Origin of the sequence: Acinetobacter sp. YH01019 (assembly GCF_013420285.1) — a bacterium.
GTDB classification, from domain to species: Bacteria; Pseudomonadota; Gammaproteobacteria; order Pseudomonadales; family Moraxellaceae; genus Acinetobacter; species Acinetobacter gandensis.
In genome coordinates, this window is sequence record NZ_VOYM01000026.1 from 19995 (window position 1) to 39316 (window position 19322).

Annotated in this window: 16 protein-coding genes; 6 read left to right on the forward strand and 10 right to left on the reverse strand. The window is 40.3% G+C overall.

What is annotated here, in order from left to right:
• Positions 1–30 precede the first annotated feature (30 nt).
• The 5 genes from FTT84_RS08240 to FTT84_RS08260 all read right to left on the reverse strand — a co-directional run bounded on the left by FTT84_RS08240 (position 31) and on the right by FTT84_RS08260 (position 5208).
• Positions 31–921, reverse strand: coding sequence for a capsular polysaccharide synthesis protein (locus FTT84_RS08240; protein ID WP_180035818.1), 891 nt, complete (start codon positions 919–921; stop codon positions 31–33).
• A 39-nt stretch (positions 922–960) separates the two neighbouring features.
• A complete protein-coding gene (locus tag FTT84_RS08245) occupies positions 961–1179 on the reverse strand; it encodes a hypothetical protein (protein ID WP_111885360.1) in 219 nt (72 codons plus the stop codon).
• 124 nt (positions 1180–1303) lie between these two features.
• Positions 1304–2170: a lysophospholipid acyltransferase family protein gene (locus tag FTT84_RS08250; protein ID WP_180058183.1), complete on the reverse strand. Its 867-nt coding sequence runs from the start codon at positions 2168–2170 to the stop codon at positions 1304–1306.
• Positions 2171–2484: 314 nt separating this feature from the next.
• Positions 2485–4269, reverse strand: coding sequence for an aspartate--tRNA ligase (aspS, locus tag FTT84_RS08255; RefSeq protein WP_180058182.1), 1785 nt, complete (start codon positions 4267–4269; stop codon positions 2485–2487).
• A gap of 159 nt (positions 4270–4428) precedes the next feature.
• Positions 4429–5208: a DUF4184 family protein gene (locus tag FTT84_RS08260; RefSeq protein WP_180058181.1), complete on the reverse strand. Its 780-nt coding sequence runs from the start codon at positions 5206–5208 to the stop codon at positions 4429–4431.
• Between the two features lie 148 nt (positions 5209–5356).
• Here FTT84_RS08260 and znuD point away from each other — a divergent pair, with 148 nt between their 5' ends.
• Together znuD and FTT84_RS08270 are read left to right on the forward strand one after the other, a co-directional pair.
• The gene (znuD, locus tag FTT84_RS08265; RefSeq protein WP_180058180.1) at positions 5357–7486 is read left to right on the forward strand and encodes a zinc piracy TonB-dependent receptor ZnuD; all 2130 of its coding nucleotides are present in this window, start codon (positions 5357–5359) and stop codon (positions 7484–7486) included.
• A 109-nt stretch (positions 7487–7595) separates the two neighbouring features.
• Positions 7596–9062, forward strand: a complete 1467-nt coding sequence (locus FTT84_RS08270) for a phospholipase D family protein (RefSeq protein WP_180080782.1) — start codon at positions 7596–7598, stop codon at positions 9060–9062.
• A gap of 104 nt (positions 9063–9166) precedes the next feature.
• On the opposite strand, the gene FTT84_RS08275 is transcribed toward FTT84_RS08270, so the two are convergent.
• Together FTT84_RS08275 and FTT84_RS08280 are read right to left on the reverse strand one after the other, a co-directional pair.
• On the reverse strand, positions 9167–9625 hold the full coding sequence (locus tag FTT84_RS08275) for a hypothetical protein (RefSeq protein WP_180080784.1): 459 nt from the start codon (positions 9623–9625) through the stop codon (positions 9167–9169).
• A 184-nt stretch (positions 9626–9809) separates the two neighbouring features.
• Positions 9810–10307 (reverse strand): phosphate-starvation-inducible protein PsiE, encoded by a 498-nt coding sequence (locus FTT84_RS08280; RefSeq protein ID WP_180080786.1) that lies wholly within the window; start codon positions 10305–10307, stop codon positions 9810–9812.
• A 154-nt stretch (positions 10308–10461) separates the two neighbouring features.
• On the opposite strand from FTT84_RS08280, the gene FTT84_RS08285 reads away from it, so the two are divergent.
• Both FTT84_RS08285 and FTT84_RS08290 read left to right on the forward strand, forming a co-directional pair.
• Entirely contained in the window at positions 10462–11094 is a 633-nt protein-coding gene (locus FTT84_RS08285) for an FMN-binding negative transcriptional regulator (RefSeq protein ID WP_180080788.1), read from the forward strand.
• Positions 11095–11117: 23 nt separating this feature from the next.
• The gene (locus FTT84_RS08290) at positions 11118–11654 is read left to right on the forward strand and encodes a GNAT family N-acetyltransferase (RefSeq protein ID WP_180080789.1); all 537 of its coding nucleotides are present in this window, start codon (positions 11118–11120) and stop codon (positions 11652–11654) included.
• Positions 11655–11766: 112 nt separating this feature from the next.
• Here the strand turns inward: FTT84_RS08290 and FTT84_RS08295 are convergent, their stop codons facing one another.
• The 3 genes from FTT84_RS08295 to FTT84_RS08305 form a co-directional block, all read right to left on the reverse strand.
• Positions 11767–13548, reverse strand: a complete 1782-nt coding sequence (locus tag FTT84_RS08295) for an acyl-CoA dehydrogenase C-terminal domain-containing protein (RefSeq protein ID WP_078191243.1) — start codon at positions 13546–13548, stop codon at positions 11767–11769.
• Positions 13549–13741: 193 nt separating this feature from the next.
• Positions 13742–15544 carry an acyl-CoA dehydrogenase C-terminal domain-containing protein gene (locus FTT84_RS08300; protein WP_067767735.1) on the reverse strand — a complete coding sequence of 601 codons (1803 nt, stop codon included), beginning with the start codon at positions 15542–15544 and terminating at the stop codon, positions 13742–13744.
• 317 nt (positions 15545–15861) lie between these two features.
• Positions 15862–16494 carry a hypothetical protein gene (locus tag FTT84_RS08305; protein ID WP_180080791.1) on the reverse strand — a complete coding sequence of 211 codons (633 nt, stop codon included), beginning with the start codon at positions 16492–16494 and terminating at the stop codon, positions 15862–15864.
• Between the two features lie 134 nt (positions 16495–16628).
• Here FTT84_RS08305 and baeS point away from each other — a divergent pair, with 134 nt between their 5' ends.
• Together baeS and FTT84_RS08315 are read left to right on the forward strand one after the other, a co-directional pair.
• Positions 16629–18299 carry a sensor histidine kinase efflux regulator BaeS gene (gene baeS, locus FTT84_RS08310; protein WP_067767730.1) on the forward strand — a complete coding sequence of 557 codons (1671 nt, stop codon included), beginning with the start codon at positions 16629–16631 and terminating at the stop codon, positions 18297–18299.
• A 12-nt stretch (positions 18300–18311) separates the two neighbouring features.
• Positions 18312–18998, forward strand: a complete 687-nt coding sequence (locus FTT84_RS08315) for a response regulator transcription factor (protein ID WP_180080793.1) — start codon at positions 18312–18314, stop codon at positions 18996–18998.
• Positions 18999–19322: the final 324 nt, after the last annotated feature.

The following is a 19322-nucleotide window of genomic DNA, read 5'->3' on the forward strand; positions in this document are numbered from 1 at the left end:
AGATAAAACTATACTTTCGCAAGAGGTCTATTATTTGTTTAATATATATTTCTCGTAATATGTGCTGTTGATACTCTGTGATAGGGTATCAACTCTATGAGAAAGCTTATAAATTTTTATACTGTCTTGTTCTAATCGATAATTATTTGTAGGCGTGATAGGTTCGAAAAGTATTTCTGCAAGTAAGAAGATGTTATCGGCCTCAGGAGCGTTATTATCGACTTGTTGTTTAAATGTGAGATTGTTTAAATAATTGAGTTTTATTAAATAATCAATTAAAAAATAGTCAATTAAATAATCATTGTTTTCCCAATAGTTTAAAAAACATTGAAAAATGATTTTTGGCGTTGAGTCACCAGGACTAAATTTTATAAAATTACCAGACCATTTTCCCTCCGGAATCCACTGTTTAAATGTAGAATGATTACTAGAAAGGGTAAAAAAATCATTCATTAACATTTGTTTAGGTACTTTGTTTAGAATTAAATAGGTAGCATCTATCCATGTGCCACCATGTTTAGCTAATAATGCAAATCTTAAAATATCTGAAAAATGAGTTGGAGTGATAATTTTCTTATTGAGCTTATCAATAATAAAATTAGGAATATCTACATATTTTTTATAATTATTAATATCTATTAGGCATACATTGCTATTGTATTGCTTTATAGAATTAATACATGTTTTGACAAGTGGAGGGGCACTTTCTATACCTTGGAGCCAACATACCCAGACTATATCGGAAGATGAGTTTGTAGACTGATTTATAGCGTCTACAAATAGGTATCCATTCTGTTCATATAAATATTGAAGTAACGACTTTTGATAGTATTTTTGAGCTGATTTTTCTAAAGAATTTAACCCAAGTTTCTTAAAGAATTTGGGAGCTTTTTTAATTAGTCGTAAATATGTCAAGTTCAAGTGTAATACCATTATTTTGAATGAGTAGCCTAATTTAAATTATTCTTTATCCGCATTACCTTTCAACACCATATAAATCAAACCGACAAAGATTAATAATGCACCTGCAAGGCTGCTGACACAGAATAAAACGATTCGATTATAGGTGGTTAAGTTGAATAATTCGTTGGCCAAAATATAGCGCATGAATAGCCATTGTACGACAGAAAAAACAATCAATACGATTGCACGACGACGGACTTCAGGACGCATAGCCATAGGAGAATCACTTAAAGTGGAAATTGTAGCTATTATGCCACTGTCGATAATTGATCTCAATTGAATAAGATTAATCCAAGCCAGTGATATAGAAATGTTAATGCCTAGTTTTACTTAGATCACCTTATTTACGGTACATATTGATGTTACCAAAGCACACACGAAAGCGTTTGTAAGACCAGATATACTGTTCTGGTGCTTGGTTAATGATGTCTTGCATGGCAATGTTGAGCGTGTCGACAGAACATTGTAAGTCTTTAGATAAAATCTCGTTTGATAAGGTTTGGCAATGCACATCAAAGTACTGTAGGTTAGGTTGTCGGATACAACTTAATCCAATGACATTGCATTGGGTTTTTGCAGCAAGTTTTGAAACAAGTGTGATCGATAAAGTATTTTGCCCAAAAAAATTGGAATAAATACCGCCTGAAGGCTTCGGTAAATGATCAGGTAAAATCACTGTTAAGCCGCCTTGTTTCAAATGTTTAAATATGGCACGGATCCCAGTTTCATCTGTCGGGACTAAGGTTGCATTAAACTTCTCTCGTGCTTCTAATAGATACCGATTAATCCCTTTATTTTTATTCGGTTTATACATAATCATCGGTTCTGTATACAAGTTCAGCCATGCATTGAGTAGTTCCCAACAGCCAAAATGCGGAACCACAACAATGACACCTTTTTTATTTGCCAGTGCTTCCGTGAGGATATTTTCACCATAAATGTTTTTCAATAAGCTCAGGCTATAACTTGGCGGCATCCCCCAACATTTAATAAATTCAATATAGGTCAGGCATTGGCTGCGGATACTTTGACTGACGAGCTGTCTCTGCGCAGTCTCTGACAAATCTGGGTAGGCCAGTTGAATGTTGATGCTAGTGATACGTTTGATCGATGAATTAAATAGATTAAGAATAAACGCGATCATCAAGGCCAAGTTTTGTAACAGCCAAAGTGGCAATAGCGCGATGATTTTGAATATAAAGTACATGAATCACAAGGTCTCAAAATTGACAGCATGGGATAAAATAAATTTTGCCAAGAGACCGGACTTATTCAGTGAAAAGTACAAAAAGATCTGAATCTAAAAACAAAATAATTGGAAGTCGAAAATTGAGCTGTCCATCGCTCAAAGGATGTGGTGCAACATCATAACGTAGTTGAAGCGTTTTGATATTAGCAAAGTCAATCAAATCTTTAATTTATGTTTTGTAGGTTTTCAACGATCTTTTGTTGGTCGAAATAAAAAACCCTGCACTAAGCAGGGTTTTTTAAACTTTAAAATCTAAATCTTAAAATGTAAGATTATTTAGACTCTTCGGCTTTTGGTTTTTCGCGTAAACGAATACCAAGGTCACGTAATTGGTTCGCTTCAACTGGCGCAGGCGCTTGAGTTAAAGGACATTCCGCAGTTTTAGTTTTCGGGAATGCAATCACGTCACGGATTGAAGATGCACCAGTCATCAACATCACTAGACGGTCAAGACCGAATGCCAAACCACCGTGAGGAGGCGCACCGAATTTCAACGCGTTAAGCAAGAAGCTGAATTTCTCTTCTGCTTCTTCTTCACCAATACCAAGCGCTTCAAAGATCGCTTTTTGCATTTCTAGGTTGAAGATACGCAGTGAACCACCACCGATTTCAGTACCGTTCAATACCATATCGTAAGCAACAGACAATGCAGCACCTGGGTTGTTTTTCACTTCTTCAACGCTTGATTTTGGCAGCGTGAATGGGTGGTGAACAGAAGTCCATTTGCCGTCATCAGTTTCTTCGAACATTGGGAAGTCAACAACCCAAAGTGGAGCCCACTCGCAAGTTGCAAGCTTCATGTCATGACCGACTTTAATACGTAAAGCACCCATTGCATCATTTACAACTTTTGCTTTGTCTGCACCAAAGAATACGATATCGCCATTTTCAGCGCCAACACGTTTCAATAGATCAAGCACGATTGGCTCGATGAATTTAACGATTGGAGATTGAAGACCTTCAATGCCTTTTTCAAGCTCGTTGACTTTGATGTAAGCCAAGCCTTTTGCACCGTAGATACCTACGAATTTAGTGTATTCGTCGATTTGGCTACGTGGAAGCGCGCCAGCACCTGGTACGCGAAGCGCAACAATACGGCCTTTAGGATCTTTAGCAGGACCAGCGAATACTTTGAACTCAACGTCTTGCATCATGTCTGCAACGTCAACAAGTTTCAAAGGAATACGCATATCTGGTTTGTCAGATGCATAGTCACGCATTGCATCTGCATAAGTCATACGAGGGAATTTGTCGAATTCAACGTTTAGAAGTTCTTTGAACATCTTAACGGTTAAACGTTCCATTAAATCCATGATGTCATCGTCACTCATGAACGATGTTTCAACGTCGATTTGTGTGAATTCAGGCTGACGGTCAGCACGTAAGTCTTCATCACGGAAACATTTAGCAATTTGGTAGTAACGATCAATACCGCCAACCATCAACAACTGTTTAAATAGCTGTGGAGATTGTGGAAGTGCGTAGAAGCTACCGTTAGAAACACGACTTGGCACTAAATAGTCACGTGCGCCTTCAGGCGTAGCACGAGTCAAAATCGGAGTTTCAACGTCTAAGAAACCATTTTCTTCAAAATAGTTACGAATAAGGTTGGTTAATTTAGAACGGAAACGTAGACGATCTAACATTTCTGGACGACGAATATCAAGGAAACGATATTTCAAACGTACTTCTTCAGAAATGTTGGTATTTTCGTCATTCAATGGGAATGGAGGAGTCTCAGAAGCAGCAAGAACTTCAATTTCTTTACCAAGTACTTCAATTTGACCACTCACGATATTCGCGTTTTCAGTACCTTCGTAACGACGACGTACACGGCCTGTAATTTTTAATACGAATTCTGAACGTGATTTGTCTGCAGTTGCGAAAGCTTCTGGAGTATCTGGGTCAATAACCACTTGAACAAGACCGTCACGGTCACGCATGTCAAGGAAGATTACACCACCGTGGTCACGGCGACGATGTACCCAACCGCATAATGTAACGGTTTGGTCAATTTGAGCTTCGGTTAAAGAACCGCAGTAATGAGTTCGCATCATAGCGTTAGAAATCCAACTATATGGGTTAAGGTCAGCGAATGCGTAAACAGCGCACCGCTTTTATTCGAATAGAGGATTATGCCTCTTTTTGGCTATTTTGTCACAAGGACTTCGGCTTTATAGAACAAAAATCCTTGCATTGAGAGATTCTGAAACGATTTATGAGTTTGTTTTTGAAAAAATATTCGTTGTTACTTTTAATAAAAGGAAAATAAGACATCCAAGACTAAAAGTACTTAAGAATGCGCGAAAAAAATAATTAATCGACTTTCCGATGTAGGCATATAAGTCATGTACAAAAGCATCTGAATAAACACTATCTGCAAAATAAAAATAACTCATGACACCAGTGAGAAGTGACACTGTAAATAAGCTATATACATAAATTTTAATACTCTTATGCACATTGGCTGTACTGCGATATTGTATGTGATGACGATAGATCATCCATGCCAATACAGGCAGGGCTAAGGCAGACAGACCAATTTGCAAAACTCGGTGTAAAGGATAATTTCTGTCAAAAAAGGAAATGGGTTGCATCAAGGTGTCTTTAAAGGCAAACGTACGGAAATCCACATGTGTGAGACCATCCCAAATAATATGCGTGGCTGTACCAATCAGCAATGCGAGGATGATGCTTATGATAAAACCGCAAAAGCGATTTACGCCATCAATGTTTAACGGTTTATTTAAACCAAAAAAAGCGAATATCACAGGACGATAAATAGCGTACCAAATGAAACAGAAGATCAATCCGAGTATTAAATTGGGAAAAATGAAACCTGACCACTGATGTGAGCCGGCGTAATCAGCATTGGTAAATAAGCGAAATAAATCCGGCACCATGGTACCAATCGCGAGAGCAGCAATCGGCAACCGGTTTCCAGTCAGTTTAGAAATCGGTGGGGCTAACACGGCATGAGAAAGAGTGAAAGGCATTGAATTCGAATAAATTTATCAATAAATACAAGGTTGTGTATAGCGCAGTGTAACTGATTTGAAGATGTTCAATTGTTTTTTATTGCAAAAACAATGAAATGTTATATTATAACATTATTCAAAATTAGCCAGATTTGAGTCTCTCCAAATGTCCTTTCATAAGAATTTAATCATAATCTCAATTTTTGCAGTGATTGCACCCAATATTTATGCTGATGATCAGCAACAACAGGTACAAACTTTAGAGGCGATTAATGTTCAGGTTCATCCTTTAAATCAAAGTGCCGCAGATTTTGCGGTTGCAGATAACATTATTAAGCATAAAGATTTGGCACAAGGTGGAGTCACTATTGGTGATGCCATTGCCGGACAACCTGGAGTGTATTCAAATCAGTTTGGTGCAGGCTCAAGTCGACCTGTAATACGTGGGCAAGATGGGCCACGTGTCAAAGTGTTGGAGCATGCATCTGAAACAGCAGATGTTTCAACTTTATCCCCTGACCATGCAGTGACGGTTGATCCAATTTTAGCCAAACAAGTTGAAGTGATTCGTGGGCCATCCACTTTATTGTATGCAGCTGGGACGGTTGGTGGGTTGGTGAATGTCACCGATCAAAAAATTCCAACGCAGATGCCTGAAAATGGTTTAGAGGGGCAGGTTGGGCTACGTTATAACTCAGGCAGCGATGAAAAGCTGGCAAGTGCAGGTGTGACAGCAGGCATTGGTGAAAACTTTGCTTTACGTGTAGAAGGTTCTAAGCGCAAAGCCAATGACTATATTGCACCGGATTATTTTCATGATCATGATGGTGAATTGGAAAAAGAACGTCGCGTAGGGAATACCTTCTCGGAAGGTCAGACTGTGAATATTGGTGGTTCATGGATTCATGATCGTGGTTTTGTCGGCCTGTCTTATAGCAATCGTCAGGATGAATATGGCTTGCCGGGGCATAGTCATGAATATCATGGATGTGAGTTACACAGCGATCATTTTCATTGTCCAAAACCAGATCCAGATCATGAAGATGAACACGATCATGCTGGTGGACCATGGGTGGATTTAAAATCCGAGCGTTATGATTTGCGAACCGAGCTGGATCAACCATTTGCCGGTTTTGAAAAATTGCGTGCCCATGCCAGCTTTACCGATTATGAGCATGATGAACTCGAAGAGAATGAGGTGGTCAGCAACTTCAAAAGCCGTGGTTATGATGCACGTTTAGAACTGGTGCATGTTCCTGTTGCTGGTTGGGAAGGGGTGATCGGTACCCAGTTTAGTCAGCAAAAAATTGATTTGGCTGGCGGAGAAGGTCATGGTCACGATGAGCATGATGATGAAGGCCACGATCATAGTGAACATCATGCTGCACATGAAGGACATGATCACGATATTCTCATGGCCGATACGAATACCAAAAAATACAGCCTGTTTGCTTTAGAGCATAAACAAGTGGGTGATGTGCATCTTGAAGTCGGTGCGCGTATCGATCATCAAACCATTGATGTTGATGCAGAACAAAAGAATTATTCTGGTACTGCTTACTCTGCATCAGCCGCAGCGAACTGGGAGTTTGTACCGAACTATAAACTTTCTATTGTGGGTTCTCATCAAGAACGTTTACCGTTGGCACAGGAGTTGTATGCTGATGGAATGCACTTTGCGACCAATACCTTTGAAGTCGGTAATCCGAATATTGATAAGGAAACTTCAAACAACTTAGAGCTTGGTTTCCATTATGAAGGAGATAAGCTCGATTATCATGCCCATGTTTATCACAACTGGTTTGATGATTATATTTACGGCGCAACTGTTGCGCAAAAAGGCAATTTACGTGGTGTCCAGTACACCCAAGACAAAGCCCGTTTCTATGGTGCAGAAGCAGAAGCGACTTATGCACTGAATGACACTTATAAGTTGGGTGTATTTGGTGACTATGTACGTGGCAAAATTGATGGTGAAAATGCACCACGCGTACCAGCTGGCCGTTTAGGCACGAAAGTTGATGTCGACTTTGCGGATGGTTGGTCAGGCCAGGCAGAATATGCACATGTCTTTAAGCAAGATAAAATCACGGCGTATGAACAAGAAACTGACGGTTATAACATGGTTAATTTAGGTGTCGCTTATAGCGGTCAGTTAAAAGACCGTAATGATTACCGTGTGTACTTCAAAGCCAACAACTTATTGGATGAAGATGTTTATTCACACAGTTCATTCTTAGCCAATATTCCACAAGTAGGACGCAATTTTACTGTGGGGCTAGAATTTGGTTTTTAAGCTAAATGTGACTGAGTAAGGTGTTCTAATCAAGCTGAAGTCACAGAAATCCTCTTGAAAAATCAATGAATAGAACCTAGTCTGAGCGTATTGGACTAGGTTTTTTCTTATGCGCATTATTCAACGAATACATAACAAACTGAATTGGTCACGTCGCCGCTATGTCAGTGTAGTGATTGGATTATTGGCTTTAGGGTATTTAGCTTCAGCGAGTTATCACACTTTGAAGCCATTACCCGAAGGGCTGGATTACACCGGTAAGTTACGTCATACACAAGTCAATTTTTTAACGGATCAGACTTATATTGATGCGCAAGGTAAGCAGCAACAAGAGCATCGTATTTTTAAAGAAATGCTAAAAATGATTGAGGAAGCGCAATCCACCATTGTGATGGATATGTTCTTGTTTAATCAGCAAGTGGGCGACTCTCAACTTGAACATGAGCAGCTTACGCAAGAATTAACTGATGCGCTGATTATTAAGCGTCGATTATCACCACAAGTTGAAATTTTTGTCATTACTGATCCAGTGAACTCCGTCTATGGCGGCATTCAACCGGAACATTATCGTCAATTGCGTCAAGGTGGAATTGAGTTAATCGAAACCAATTTGGTACCGCTTCGTGCATCCAACCCAGCATGGTCAGGTTTTTGGTACATATGTTGTCAAGATATTGGCAATAACCCACAAAAAGGTTGGTTACCGAATCCATTAGGTACGGAAAAAGTGACGATTCGCAGCTATATGGATCTGTTTAACTTTAAAGCGAATCACCGAAAAACTTTGGTGGTAGATACCATCGATGGCTGGAAAGGTCTTGTGACCTCAATGAACCCGCACGATGGAAGTTCACGACATTCGAATGTTGCTCTGACTGTGAAGGGAATGACTGCAATTGACCTATTAAAAACCGAGCAAGCAGTCGGCATGATGTCGAAAGGCAATATACCTTTTGTGGTGATTAAAGATGTTGAAGCTGCGAAAACTGAGCCTCAAGTACAGGTGCTGACTGAAAAAGCCATTTATGATGGCGTATTAGATATGATTAATACGGCACAAAAAGCGGGTACAGAAATTGATATTGCCATGTTCTATTTATCTGAACGTAAAATTATCAAAGCACTGATTGCTGCTCATGAACGTGGTGTGAAAGTGCGTGTCCTACTCGATCCGAATAAAGATGCTTTTGGGCGGACTAAAAATGGCATTCCAAATCGACCTGTGGCATCTGAATTACATGATGCTGGCATTGATGTACGTTGGTGTAATACCCAAGGTGAACAATGTCATAGCAAGATGATTTTAAAACGTACGGCTTATCAAGCCGATATGATTTTAGGTTCGGCAAATTTCACCGCGCGTAACTTGAAAAACTATAATTTAGAAACGGATTTACGCGTGATTGGTCTGAAAGATGCGCAAGTTTTTAAAGATGCATCGCAGTACTTTAATACAGCTTGGTTAAATCTAGATGGTAAACAAATGAGTGTCGATTATAGTAAATATGCAGATGAATCGACGTTGAAATACGCGATGTATCGCTTTATGGAATGGAGTGGATTGTCTACTTTTTAATTTTCCCCTCATACTAACCTTCCCCCCAAAGGGGGAAGGAATTCCCTCTCATTTCAGAAGATGAGTAGCACTGCTACGCAAGGGAGAGGTGTATTCAGTAATTATTAATTCTTCGGCTCAGGATTTGGCGGAACTAAAGTATCCAAATCTTTATCTGACATTTGATCTAATTCTTTAATATCCGTTTTGATTTTCCATTTATCTGCATCTTCTACCGGTTGAGGTAAACGAGCTTCTAACCAGTCGCAAATTACGTCTGGTGGAAAGTCAGCATGGTTACATTGAATCACCCAAGACAAGAATTGTTTTGCTTCGCCATTCATATATGGTGGCGGAGAAACCGGTAAAAATTGAGTCGGTAAGCGTTCATTTTTAGAAATATAGTTCAATACATGACCCAATTCTTGAACGGTTTGCCATGCTAAAGGGTGATCTACATTAATTTGAAATTTGAACCACCACGCATCTTTGCCATCGGTGCCGTAGGAGTCGATTAAGGCTTCTTGGATACTTGGTACTTTCGAAAAAAATTGATGAAGTCGGTCAAAATTTAATTCAGACACAGCATTTGATCCACTACGAAATAAAATCAATCTTAGCATAATCCAATGAAAAACAGGCTAGCTTGAAGGTGCGATCAGCTTGGTCGGAAAATTAACAAATTCTTGCATTTGATGGATTTTTATAACCTCTCCCTTGCGTAGCAGTGCTACTCGTCTCCTAAAAGGAGAGGGAACGATTTAGTGTTTAAGCCAATTCATCATCTTGCGGGCGCGGGGTTTTACCTTCAGGCAGCGGTTTCTCTGAATGCTTATCGCGGATCACCGATGGATAAGTCCAAGAGGCATAGCGCACAATCAAAATGGCCACAGCTAAAATTAGAATCGAACCTGTGGTAATGACCAAGCCCATATCTGCTTTATGGTCATGTTGAATATCCGCAATGAGCAAGCGGGTTAGGGCAGTAATAGCAATATAAATTAAAAAGCGTACAGGCATATGGTTGGTCTTGAAGTAAATTCCGACCATGGCCCCCAGTTCAAGATAGATAAATAACAGCAAAATATCATCAATTGTGGCGAACTGTTTAATCGTAATAATTTCAAAAATAGTATGGCCTGCAGACCAAAGGATCATACAGCCAATCACAAACAAAGCGATGTAGTGGAAACCTTCCACTGCAAGATTGCCAAAACGGTCAAGGAGGGCTTCAACTTTTTCTACTTTGGGATCACGGTGTGTCATCTTTTTCCTCCTGTGTATATCACTTGAATGTTCATTAAATACCAAGCAAATTTCATGCACATTAAAGCAAGATGACAAAAATATTTTTTAGATAAATGTCTGATTTTAATGTTAAGTTGAAGCTTAATTTTTGTCGATCTAACCGAATAACAAGATGTATTTACCTACACATTTTAAGCATGATCAATTGAATGATTTAGTCGAACTTATTCAGCAATACCCGCTTGCAACGGTGGTTATGACAGCTGCCGATGGCACACTTGAGGTGAATCATCTGCCTTTAGAGTATGAAATGCGGCAGGGTGGGTTTGGTGTATTACGTGGGCACATTGCCAAAGCCAATCCAATGTTTGAAATATTGAATCAGTCAGCACATGTCTATGTTATTTTTCAGACTGAAGATGCTTATATTTCGCCAAATTGGTATGACGGCAAGCAAGAGCATCATCGTGTCGTTCCGACATGGAATTACCGTGTGGTGCATGTAAAAGGTGAAATTCTTAAACTTGACGACGACAAATATTTAAGGGGTGTGTTGGCAAGGTTGACACGAATGCATGAAGCTAATCAGCGAATGCCGTGGAAAATGGGCGATGCGCCTAATGATTTTATTGCGGAACAATTGGAAAAAATTGTAGCGATTGAAATCGATATTCAGTCGATGATCGGTAAATTTAAAGTCAGTCAAAACCGAAGTGCTGTAGATGTGATAAATGTGGCAAAAGCTTTGAAAAGGTCAAATGCTGAAATGGCGGAGTCAATCAAAAAATTTTATCCCATGAAATAACAGACTAAAGAATCATGCTCAATATGGTTGAAACTGAACGTTTATGCCTGAGAAAGTATCAGTTAGGAGATGAAGTTTCATTATTTGATACATATTTTTCGAATATACAAGCAACTCGTTATCTGCAGCGGTTGCCACATGTAACGATTCAACAGACCAAGAGTGTTTTAGAAAAATGGGCAGATCATTATTGGTCGATACACAATCCTGATTTTGCATGGGTGATTAGTGATAAGAATACGCAGTTAGCGATGGGCTTACTGTATTTCTTCAATCAAGAAAACCGCGGGGAAATACATTTTGGGTTAGGGGTGAATTTTCATGGTTGTGGTTATATGACTGAGGCCTTAATTGGGGGAATTAAGTATTTAAAGCAGAATCAAGTCACTAATGTTGTTTCATCTTTTTGTGCTGAGGAACATCTAGCATCACAAAATGTCTTAATGAAGGCAGGGTTTAAACAAGATAAAGATAAAACGCATTGGGCTAAATTTCCAATGCTAGACGATCAGCTCCATCCTTGTTTTACATATCGAATGGAATTGGAAGATTATGAATAAGTTGGTACGTTTATTATTTTTGCTTAAAGAATCCTATTCATTGGTTATGTATGAAGAGTAATAAGTAAAAAAATGCCCGATAAATCGGGCATTTTTGATTTTGTGTAGCTAATTAAGCTTGGTTGGTAAAGTAATCTTCAGAGAAGTTCATGATTACTTCAGAACCTGCTTTCACTTTAGCAATGCGTAAAGCCAATTCAGGTAAAATACGCTGCGTGAAGTAAAGAGTCAGTGCAAGTTTGTTTTGGTAGAACTCGCCATCTTTGTCTTTTGCTGCATCTGCAATGCGGGCAAACATATAGGCAAAGCTGAGTAAGCCTACAGCATGTAGGTAATCAACCGCGGCTGAGTTCGGGAACTCAATGTTTTCACGAGCAGCTTCAAGTACATATTGAGTTACAGCTTCAACTTCAGCTGCTGCATCTAAGGTTGCATCTTTGATGTAGTTCAAGCTGGCATCTAAGTTATTGGCAAAATCACGGATTTCTTGGATATATTCAGCAATGAATTCACCATTGCACTTAATGGTTTTACGACCAATTAAGTCTTGAGACTGAACACCGTTGGTTCCTTCGTAAATCTGTGCGATACGCAGGTCACGGATACATTGTTCCATACCCCATTCACGAATAAAGCCATGACCACCAAACACCATTTGCGCATCAAGCGTTGCTTGGAAAGCTGTATCTGTTAAGTACGCTTTCGCAATAGGTGTTAACAGCGCAACACGGTTATTGGCTGCTTTGACTGCTTCTGGGTCAGTAGAGAACTTGGTAATGTCCAGTTGTTGACCGACATAAACCGCAAATGCACGAGATGCTTCATTGTTGGCACGTGCATTTAGCAACATACGACGTACATCACCGTGTACAAGGATGCTGTCTGCAGGTTTTGCAGGGGATTGCACGCCAGAAGCGCTACGACCTTGTAAACGATCAGTCGCATATTGTGCAGCATTCTGATAGGCAAATTCAGAAGCACCTAGGCCTTGAATACCCATAGACAGACGTTCGTAGTTCATCATCACGAACATTGCAGCAAGACCTTCGTTCTCTTTTCCAACCAGGTAGCCTTTCGCGCCGTCAAAGTTCATCACACATGTTGCAGACGCTTTGATCCCCATTTTATGTTCAATAGAACCTGGGCCTGCAGCATTGCGCTCACCTAGAGAACCGTCTGCATTCACCAAGAATTTAGGTACGATGAATAGTGAAATACCACGTGAGCCCGCAGGCGCATCCGGAGTTTTCGCTAAAACTAAGTGAATGATATTTTCAGAAAGGTCGTGGTCACCGCCAGTAATGAAGATTTTCGTACCAGTAATGTTATAAGTACCGTCTTCATTACGTTCAGCTTTAGTTTTGATAATGCCTAAGTCTGTACCTGCATGCGGCTCAGTTAAGCACATGGTGCCTGACCATTCGCCTGTATACATTTTTGGCAAATAAGTTTCTTTTTGCTCTTGTGATGCATAGCTGTTTAAGGCCATGCCTGCACCTACAGAAAGAAGCGGGTAGAGCATGAATGATGGGTTGGTTGCAAACAGCATTTCGTCAGACAGAACAGTCAGCATTTTTGGCATGCCTTGACCGCCCCATTCTTCATCTGCACCTAGACCAATCCAACCGCCTTCTGCATATTGTTTAAATGCTTCTTTAAAACCAGCAGGAGTCGTGACATTGCCATTGCTATAGGTTGCGCCTTCTTCATCACCTGTGCGGTTTAAAGGATGAGTGACGTTTTGCGCAAATTTTGCCATTTCTTCAAGAATGGCTTCTGCAGTTGCAGCATCAACGTGAGCAAGATTTTCGTTGTTTTGCCAGAATTGTTCTGCTTTAAAAACATCATTTAAGATGAATTTCATATCTGCAAGCGGTGCATTATAAATTGGCATGTTCGTTCACCTGTTTATTGTTTGAATCTGTGGACTTGGGGCAATTTGTATCGGCACAAAGCGTGGAGAAAATTGACCAAAGTAAAATTATGGGACTATTTATAAAGAAAAAGGACTGCCAATGCTATGACCGTCCTTTCTCTATTTCTGCACTCAAGAGTACAATTTTTTGAATATGTTTTAGATATTCACATTAGAATGCAAAGTGTTCTGCATCCAATGCCATAAGAGGATCTAGGCCACCTGCGATCACTTCTACATGAGAGCGAACGCGCGGTAAGATTTTCTTGAAGTAGAAGCGAGCAGTCGTTACTTTTGCATTGTAGAAATCAACATCTGTTGTTCCTGCAGCTAAAGTTTCTTGTGCAACTAACGCCATACGAGCCCATAGGTAAGCAAGCGTTACATAACCAGAGAAGTACAGGTAATCGACCGCAGCAGCACCCACTTCTTCTGGGTTTTGCATTGCTTTCATACCAATCTGCATGGTTAGGTCGCCCCATTCTTTGTTAAGCGCAGCAAGCGGCTCAACAAATTCTTTCATGGCAGCGTTGTCTTTGTTGGCTTCAACAAATTTATGGATGATCTTGGTGAAGTCTTTCAACATTGCACCTTGAGTACCCAATACTTTACGGCCTAACAAGTCAATCGCTTGAATTTCAGTCGTACCTTCGTACAAGCAAGAGATACGTGTATCACGTACGATTTGCTCCATACCGTGTTCTGAAATAAAACCATGGCCGCCGAATACTTGAACACCATGTTTAGCAGATTCTGAACCTGTTTCAGTTAAGAATGCTTTAGCAATTGGAGTTAATAATGACAAGATGTTGTCAGAGAACTTACGTTCTTCTTCAGTTGCACCTTGTTCCACGATATCGGCATGGAAAGACAATAAGTAAACCAGAGCACGACCAGCTTCAGCAAATGATTTTTGCGTCATGAGCATGTTGCGTACAGCAGGGTGAACGATAATTGGATCTGCTTCTTTTTCAGGTGCTTTAGGGCCTGAAAGTGAACGCATTGCCAAACGGTCTTTTGCGTAAGCAAGCGCACCTTGGAAAGCGCCTTCAGAAGCTGAAAGGCCTTGTACAGCAGTACCGATACGTGCAGTGTTCATGAATGTGAACATGCAGTTTAGACCACGGTTTTCAGGGCCAATCAAGAAGCCTTTTGCATTATCAAAGTTGATGACACAAGTTGCGTTACCATGGATACCCATTTTGTGTTCAATCGAACCACAACGTACCGCATTGCGTTCGCCTACAGTGCCGTCAGCATTGAGGTTGAACTTAGGAACGATGAATAATGAAATACCTTTCGTGCCTTTTGGTGCACCTGGAAGACGAGCAAGTACGATATGGATGATGTTTTCAGCCATGTCGTGTTCACCAGCAGAGATAAAGATTTTCTCGCCAGAAATTGCATAGCTGCCATCTGCTTGTGGTTCAGCTTTAGAACGGATAATACCTAAGTCAGAACCTGCATGAGATTCTGTTAAGCACATCGTACCTGTCCATTCACCTGAAACAAGTTTAGGCAGGTAAGCGTCTTTTTGTTCTTGTGAACCGTGGTGTTCTAAAGTACGTACAGCACCATGAGATAGACCAGGATACATACCCCAAGCCCAGTTCGACGTACCCACCATTTCAGAAATGATGTTACCTAGTGAAACAGGTAGACCTTGACCGCCATACTGTTCTTCAGCAGACAAAGATGGGAAACCAAGTTCGATATATTTTTGATACGCTTCTTTAAAACCAGTTGGTGTTGTTACAACGCCATCATTCCAAGTACAACCTTCACGGTCGCCGACTTGGTTAAGAGGAGAAAGTTCATTTTCACAGAAGTCAGCAGCAGCTTCTAGATATTGGTCAACCAACTCACGACTTACGGTGTCAGAAAATGCAGGCAGTTGTGCATAGTGATCTTCTGCTTTTAAAAGTTCATGCAGAACGAATTGCATATCACGTAAAGGCGCTTTGTATTGTGGCATATCGTTTTCCTCAATACTGGTTTCTACCAGCGTTAATAATCCTAAATAAACATTTGAACGTGTCTTCAATGACACGTATTGGAATGGTTCTAATCGTGCAACATCTTCTTATCAGGTACAAGCATTTGAGGTGTATAAGTTAGTGACTGTAAAGTCAAAGATTTATACCTTGAAAATGCTAAGTGTATTGAGTGTAAACAGTTTTAGCGAATTTTGAATGACACAAATAGTCAAAAAGCGTAAAAATATATGTCCAACAAAAAGGCACTCTTATGAGTGCCTTTTTTCTGAGAAATGAATAGATCAGTTGTGAATGCTTATTTTACAGGTGCAGTTGTTGGTGCAACAGGGGCTTTGGGTTGGAAACGCACTTTACATTGACCATTGATCTGCTGTTCGCCAACTTTAATCGCAACCGCGCTGCCATCGGTTTTGCCTTGGCATGCTTTCAGAATCGCTTGTTGTTTGGCTTGGCGTTCTGCTAAACGCTGATCAAACTGTTTAGTCAGCTCTGCACGTTTTGCATCAGTCAATGGCTCACCGCGTTGCATCTCACCACGCATTGGACGGTGCTCACCGCCCCGCATTGGTTTATGTTCGCCACGTGCATTTTTCATTTCTTGCTTCATGGCTTTGCGATCAGCATTGAACGTCATGGTACATGTGCCATCAATCGCTTTGTCACCGGCTTTAACCTGTACTGCGCTGCCAACAGCTTTACCATCACAAGCTTTTTGCATTTCTGCAAAGACTTGACGCTGTTCAATACGCATTTTTTTAAAATGCTCACGTTGTTCTGGAGACATACGGCGATCTTGATCACCGTGATGTTGTTTCATCATACGACCATGTTCAGCATCTTTTGGTGTAGATGTTGATTGGCATGCCGTTAATGCGCCCATGCTCAATACGCTTGCACCGACTAAAGCCATTTTTGTCATATTATTCATTATCTTTACCTCAGTAGATCATGTGTTTACTTGATGGTTAAAGATTAAATAATAAAGATGTAGAAACAATGGAGAGTTTTTTACTTCGCTGTTCGCTACAATAATGAATATAGAAGAAAAATGAGAGTTCTCTTTTGAAAATCCGTCGTGTCCCGATTGCCTTACGCTTATTTCTTACTGTGTTGTTGACGACGCTCGTCATTACGACAGTCAGTTTAGGTGTGTTGCATTGGAACATGCAGCGTAATTTCACCAAATATGTGGCCGATGTCGAGATGCAAAAACTTGATCATGTCATCGAAAATTTAGCCGATGTCTATGCGCTGTATCACGATTGGGGTAATGCGATACAGGCGCAAATTCTGCAAATTGAAGGTAAGGCAGCACCTGATGATTATGACCGTTTGTCACGCTGGTGGTTACGTCGTCAATATGACATTGCGCTGCAACAGCGCTATTTTCAGGATCATAATTTAGTAAATTCTACAGCGATGTTGGCTGATCCTAGACAAACTGCGGAAGAAAAAGCCCAAGAACTTTATTGGCTCGAAAAGAATTTACCTTCAGCATTTCAACCTTTTGAAGGTTTAAAGTTTCCATTAAGTTCAAATCAAAATATGTACCGCTCTGCGGAACAAAAAAAGGAAAATCAATCTACGCAGTCACAAGTTGTTGAAAGACCTGCAACGACCAAAAAGCAGTTTATTTCGATGCCAGATCGATTGGGGCTAAGTTCACGCTTATCTTTATATGATGCAAACCGTCAGTTTGTGGTGGGTGAGCCTACAGATGAGGAAATTTCATATCGGCCAATTATGGTGAATAATGAAGTTGTTGGATATCTCGGGTTAAAACCTGTATTAGAACAAGATGATGCCCTAAGTATTAATTTCTTTAGTAAGCAAACGCGCTATTTATTATTGGTCTATGCGCTGACGTTTATTGCCAGTTTGATTGCAGCTTTGCTTTTAGCGACCTATTTCAAAAAACCGATTCAACGTTTGTTGATGGGGACACGTGAATTAACCAAAGGTAATTATCAGTATCAAGTTGCGGTGAATCGTAATGATGAATTAGGTGATTTGTCCAATGAACTGAATGAATTAGCGGTTATTCTAGATCAGCATGAAACTTCACGTCGTCAATGGGTGGCGGATACTTCACATGAATTAAAAACACCTTTAGCAGTATTACAGGCACAGATTGAAGCGATGCAAGATGGCATCCGCAAACCAACGCCTGAACATTTTGCTTCGATGTTGAATCAAGTCAGTAGTCTGAAAAAATTGACCAAAGATTTGGCTGATTTGGCGCAAGCTGAGGCACAGCAATTAAATTGTTATCTCACTACGATTAATCCGTGGGATGTCATTGTGCAGGAAGTCGAAAGCTTTAAACCGAAATTTGAAAAAGCACAACTGAAAATTACCGCTTCAGGTGACGGCTCAACATTACAATTAGATATAGACCGTTTTAAACAGATTATGGTCAACTTGCTAGGTAATAGTATTCGCTATACTGAAGCCGGTGGTGAAGTACATGTGCATACTGAACAAGATGATCAACAGTGGACGGTATATGTTGATGACAGCCCATTTGGCCTAACCGATGAGCAATTGGCTCGTTTGGGTGAACGTTTTTACCGAGTGGATGATTCGCGTACACGCGCCACAGGTGGAACAGGATTAGGCTTAGCATTGTCAGTTAAAATTGCTAGAGCATTAGGTGGAGAATTGAGCTTTGATCATTCTCCATTGGGTGGTTTGCGCTGCAAATTAACCTTCCCAAAACAGATGAAACAATAAAAGGAAGCATGCATGAAACATATCATGTTGGTTGAAGATGAAGTAGAACTTGCACAGTTGGTGCGGGATTATCTAGAAGCAGCAGGCTTTGAAGTCAGCATGTTTCATGATGGGCAAGATGCTTATGAGAGTTTCACGCAGCGTAAACCCAGTTTAATGATTTTGGATTTGATGGTGCCGCGTATGGATGGCTTAACCATTTGCCGTAAAGTTCGTGAGCAGTCTGATCTGCCAATTATTATGGTGACTGCACGAACTGAAGAAATCGACCGTGTGTTGGGGTTGAATATGGGTGCTGATGATTACGTCTGTAAGCCATTTAGCCCGAAAGAATTGGTGGCACGTGTACAAGCAGTTCTGCGCCGTTTAGATCGCAAAGCTGAACCTGAGGCCAATGATTTATTCCGTATGGACAAAGCACAGCAGCGTATTTGGTATCAACAAAAAGCGTTGAGCTTAACGCCAACAGAGTTTCGTTTACTAGAGTTGTTTTTAGAGCATGTAGGGCAGGTGTATTCACGTGCGCAATTGCTTGATCATATTAACCCAGAAAGTTTTGAAGTGGCTGACCGTGTGATTGATAGTCATATTAAAAATTTACGTCGTAAGATTTCAGATGCTGCGGAAACCGGCAACCGTCATGAGTGGATTCAAGCCGTATATGGCGTTGGTTATCGTTTTGAATATCCAGAAGATTAAAATAGATTGTAAATACTAAAAGGACAGGCTTCGGCCTGTTTTTTTTGCTACGTGTATAGCTACATTAATTTTAAAAACAAGAAGAACAAAAGCCATAAAGATATAAAATGCGAAATTTGCGCATTTAATTAAAATTGGTTATTATTTTGCTGGAATATTCACCAGTATGTTTGGGCTGGCAGAGTTCAATGTAGAGAGGCTTTGTTGCACAAAGATTTGAAATGCAAAGCGCCCCTAATTGAGCCAAATTTAAGGCGTAACTTGGGTAAGTGGTCGACCTAATTCCGTAAATCTGTTAAGAACTGCTACACGTGCATGGATCTC

Coding starts and splice junctions, on each gene's coding strand:
- FTT84_RS08280 (WP_180080786.1), bottom strand. CDS start 10,307: ATGACACACCGTGATCCCAAAGTAGAAAAAGTTGAAGCCCTCCTTGAC.
- FTT84_RS08290 (WP_180080789.1), top strand. CDS start 11,118: ATGGTTGAAACTGAACGTTTATGCCTGAGAAAGTATCAGTTAGGAGAT.
- FTT84_RS08305 (WP_180080791.1), bottom strand. CDS start 16,494: ATGAATAATATGACAAAAATGGCTTTAGTCGGTGCAAGCGTATTGAGC.
- FTT84_RS08250 (WP_180058183.1), bottom strand. CDS start 2,170: ATGTACTTTATATTCAAAATCATCGCGCTATTGCCACTTTGGCTGTTA.
- FTT84_RS08270 (WP_180080782.1), top strand. CDS start 7,596: ATGCGCATTATTCAACGAATACATAACAAACTGAATTGGTCACGTCGC.
- znuD (WP_180058180.1), top strand. CDS start 5,357: ATGTCCTTTCATAAGAATTTAATCATAATCTCAATTTTTGCAGTGATT.
- FTT84_RS08295 (WP_078191243.1), bottom strand. CDS start 13,548: ATGCCAATTTATAATGCACCGCTTGCAGATATGAAATTCATCTTAAAT.
- FTT84_RS08300 (WP_067767735.1), bottom strand. CDS start 15,544: ATGCCACAATACAAAGCGCCTTTACGTGATATGCAATTCGTTCTGCAT.
- FTT84_RS08260 (WP_180058181.1), bottom strand. CDS start 5,208: ATGCCTTTCACTCTTTCTCATGCCGTGTTAGCCCCACCGATTTCTAAA.
- FTT84_RS08245 (WP_111885360.1), bottom strand. CDS start 1,179: ATGGCTATGCGTCCTGAAGTCCGTCGTCGTGCAATCGTATTGATTGTT.
- FTT84_RS08315 (WP_180080793.1), top strand. CDS start 18,312: ATGAAACATATCATGTTGGTTGAAGATGAAGTAGAACTTGCACAGTTG.
- aspS (WP_180058182.1), bottom strand. CDS start 4,269: ATGATGCGAACTCATTACTGCGGTTCTTTAACCGAAGCTCAAATTGAC.
- FTT84_RS08285 (WP_180080788.1), top strand. CDS start 10,462: ATGTATTTACCTACACATTTTAAGCATGATCAATTGAATGATTTAGTC.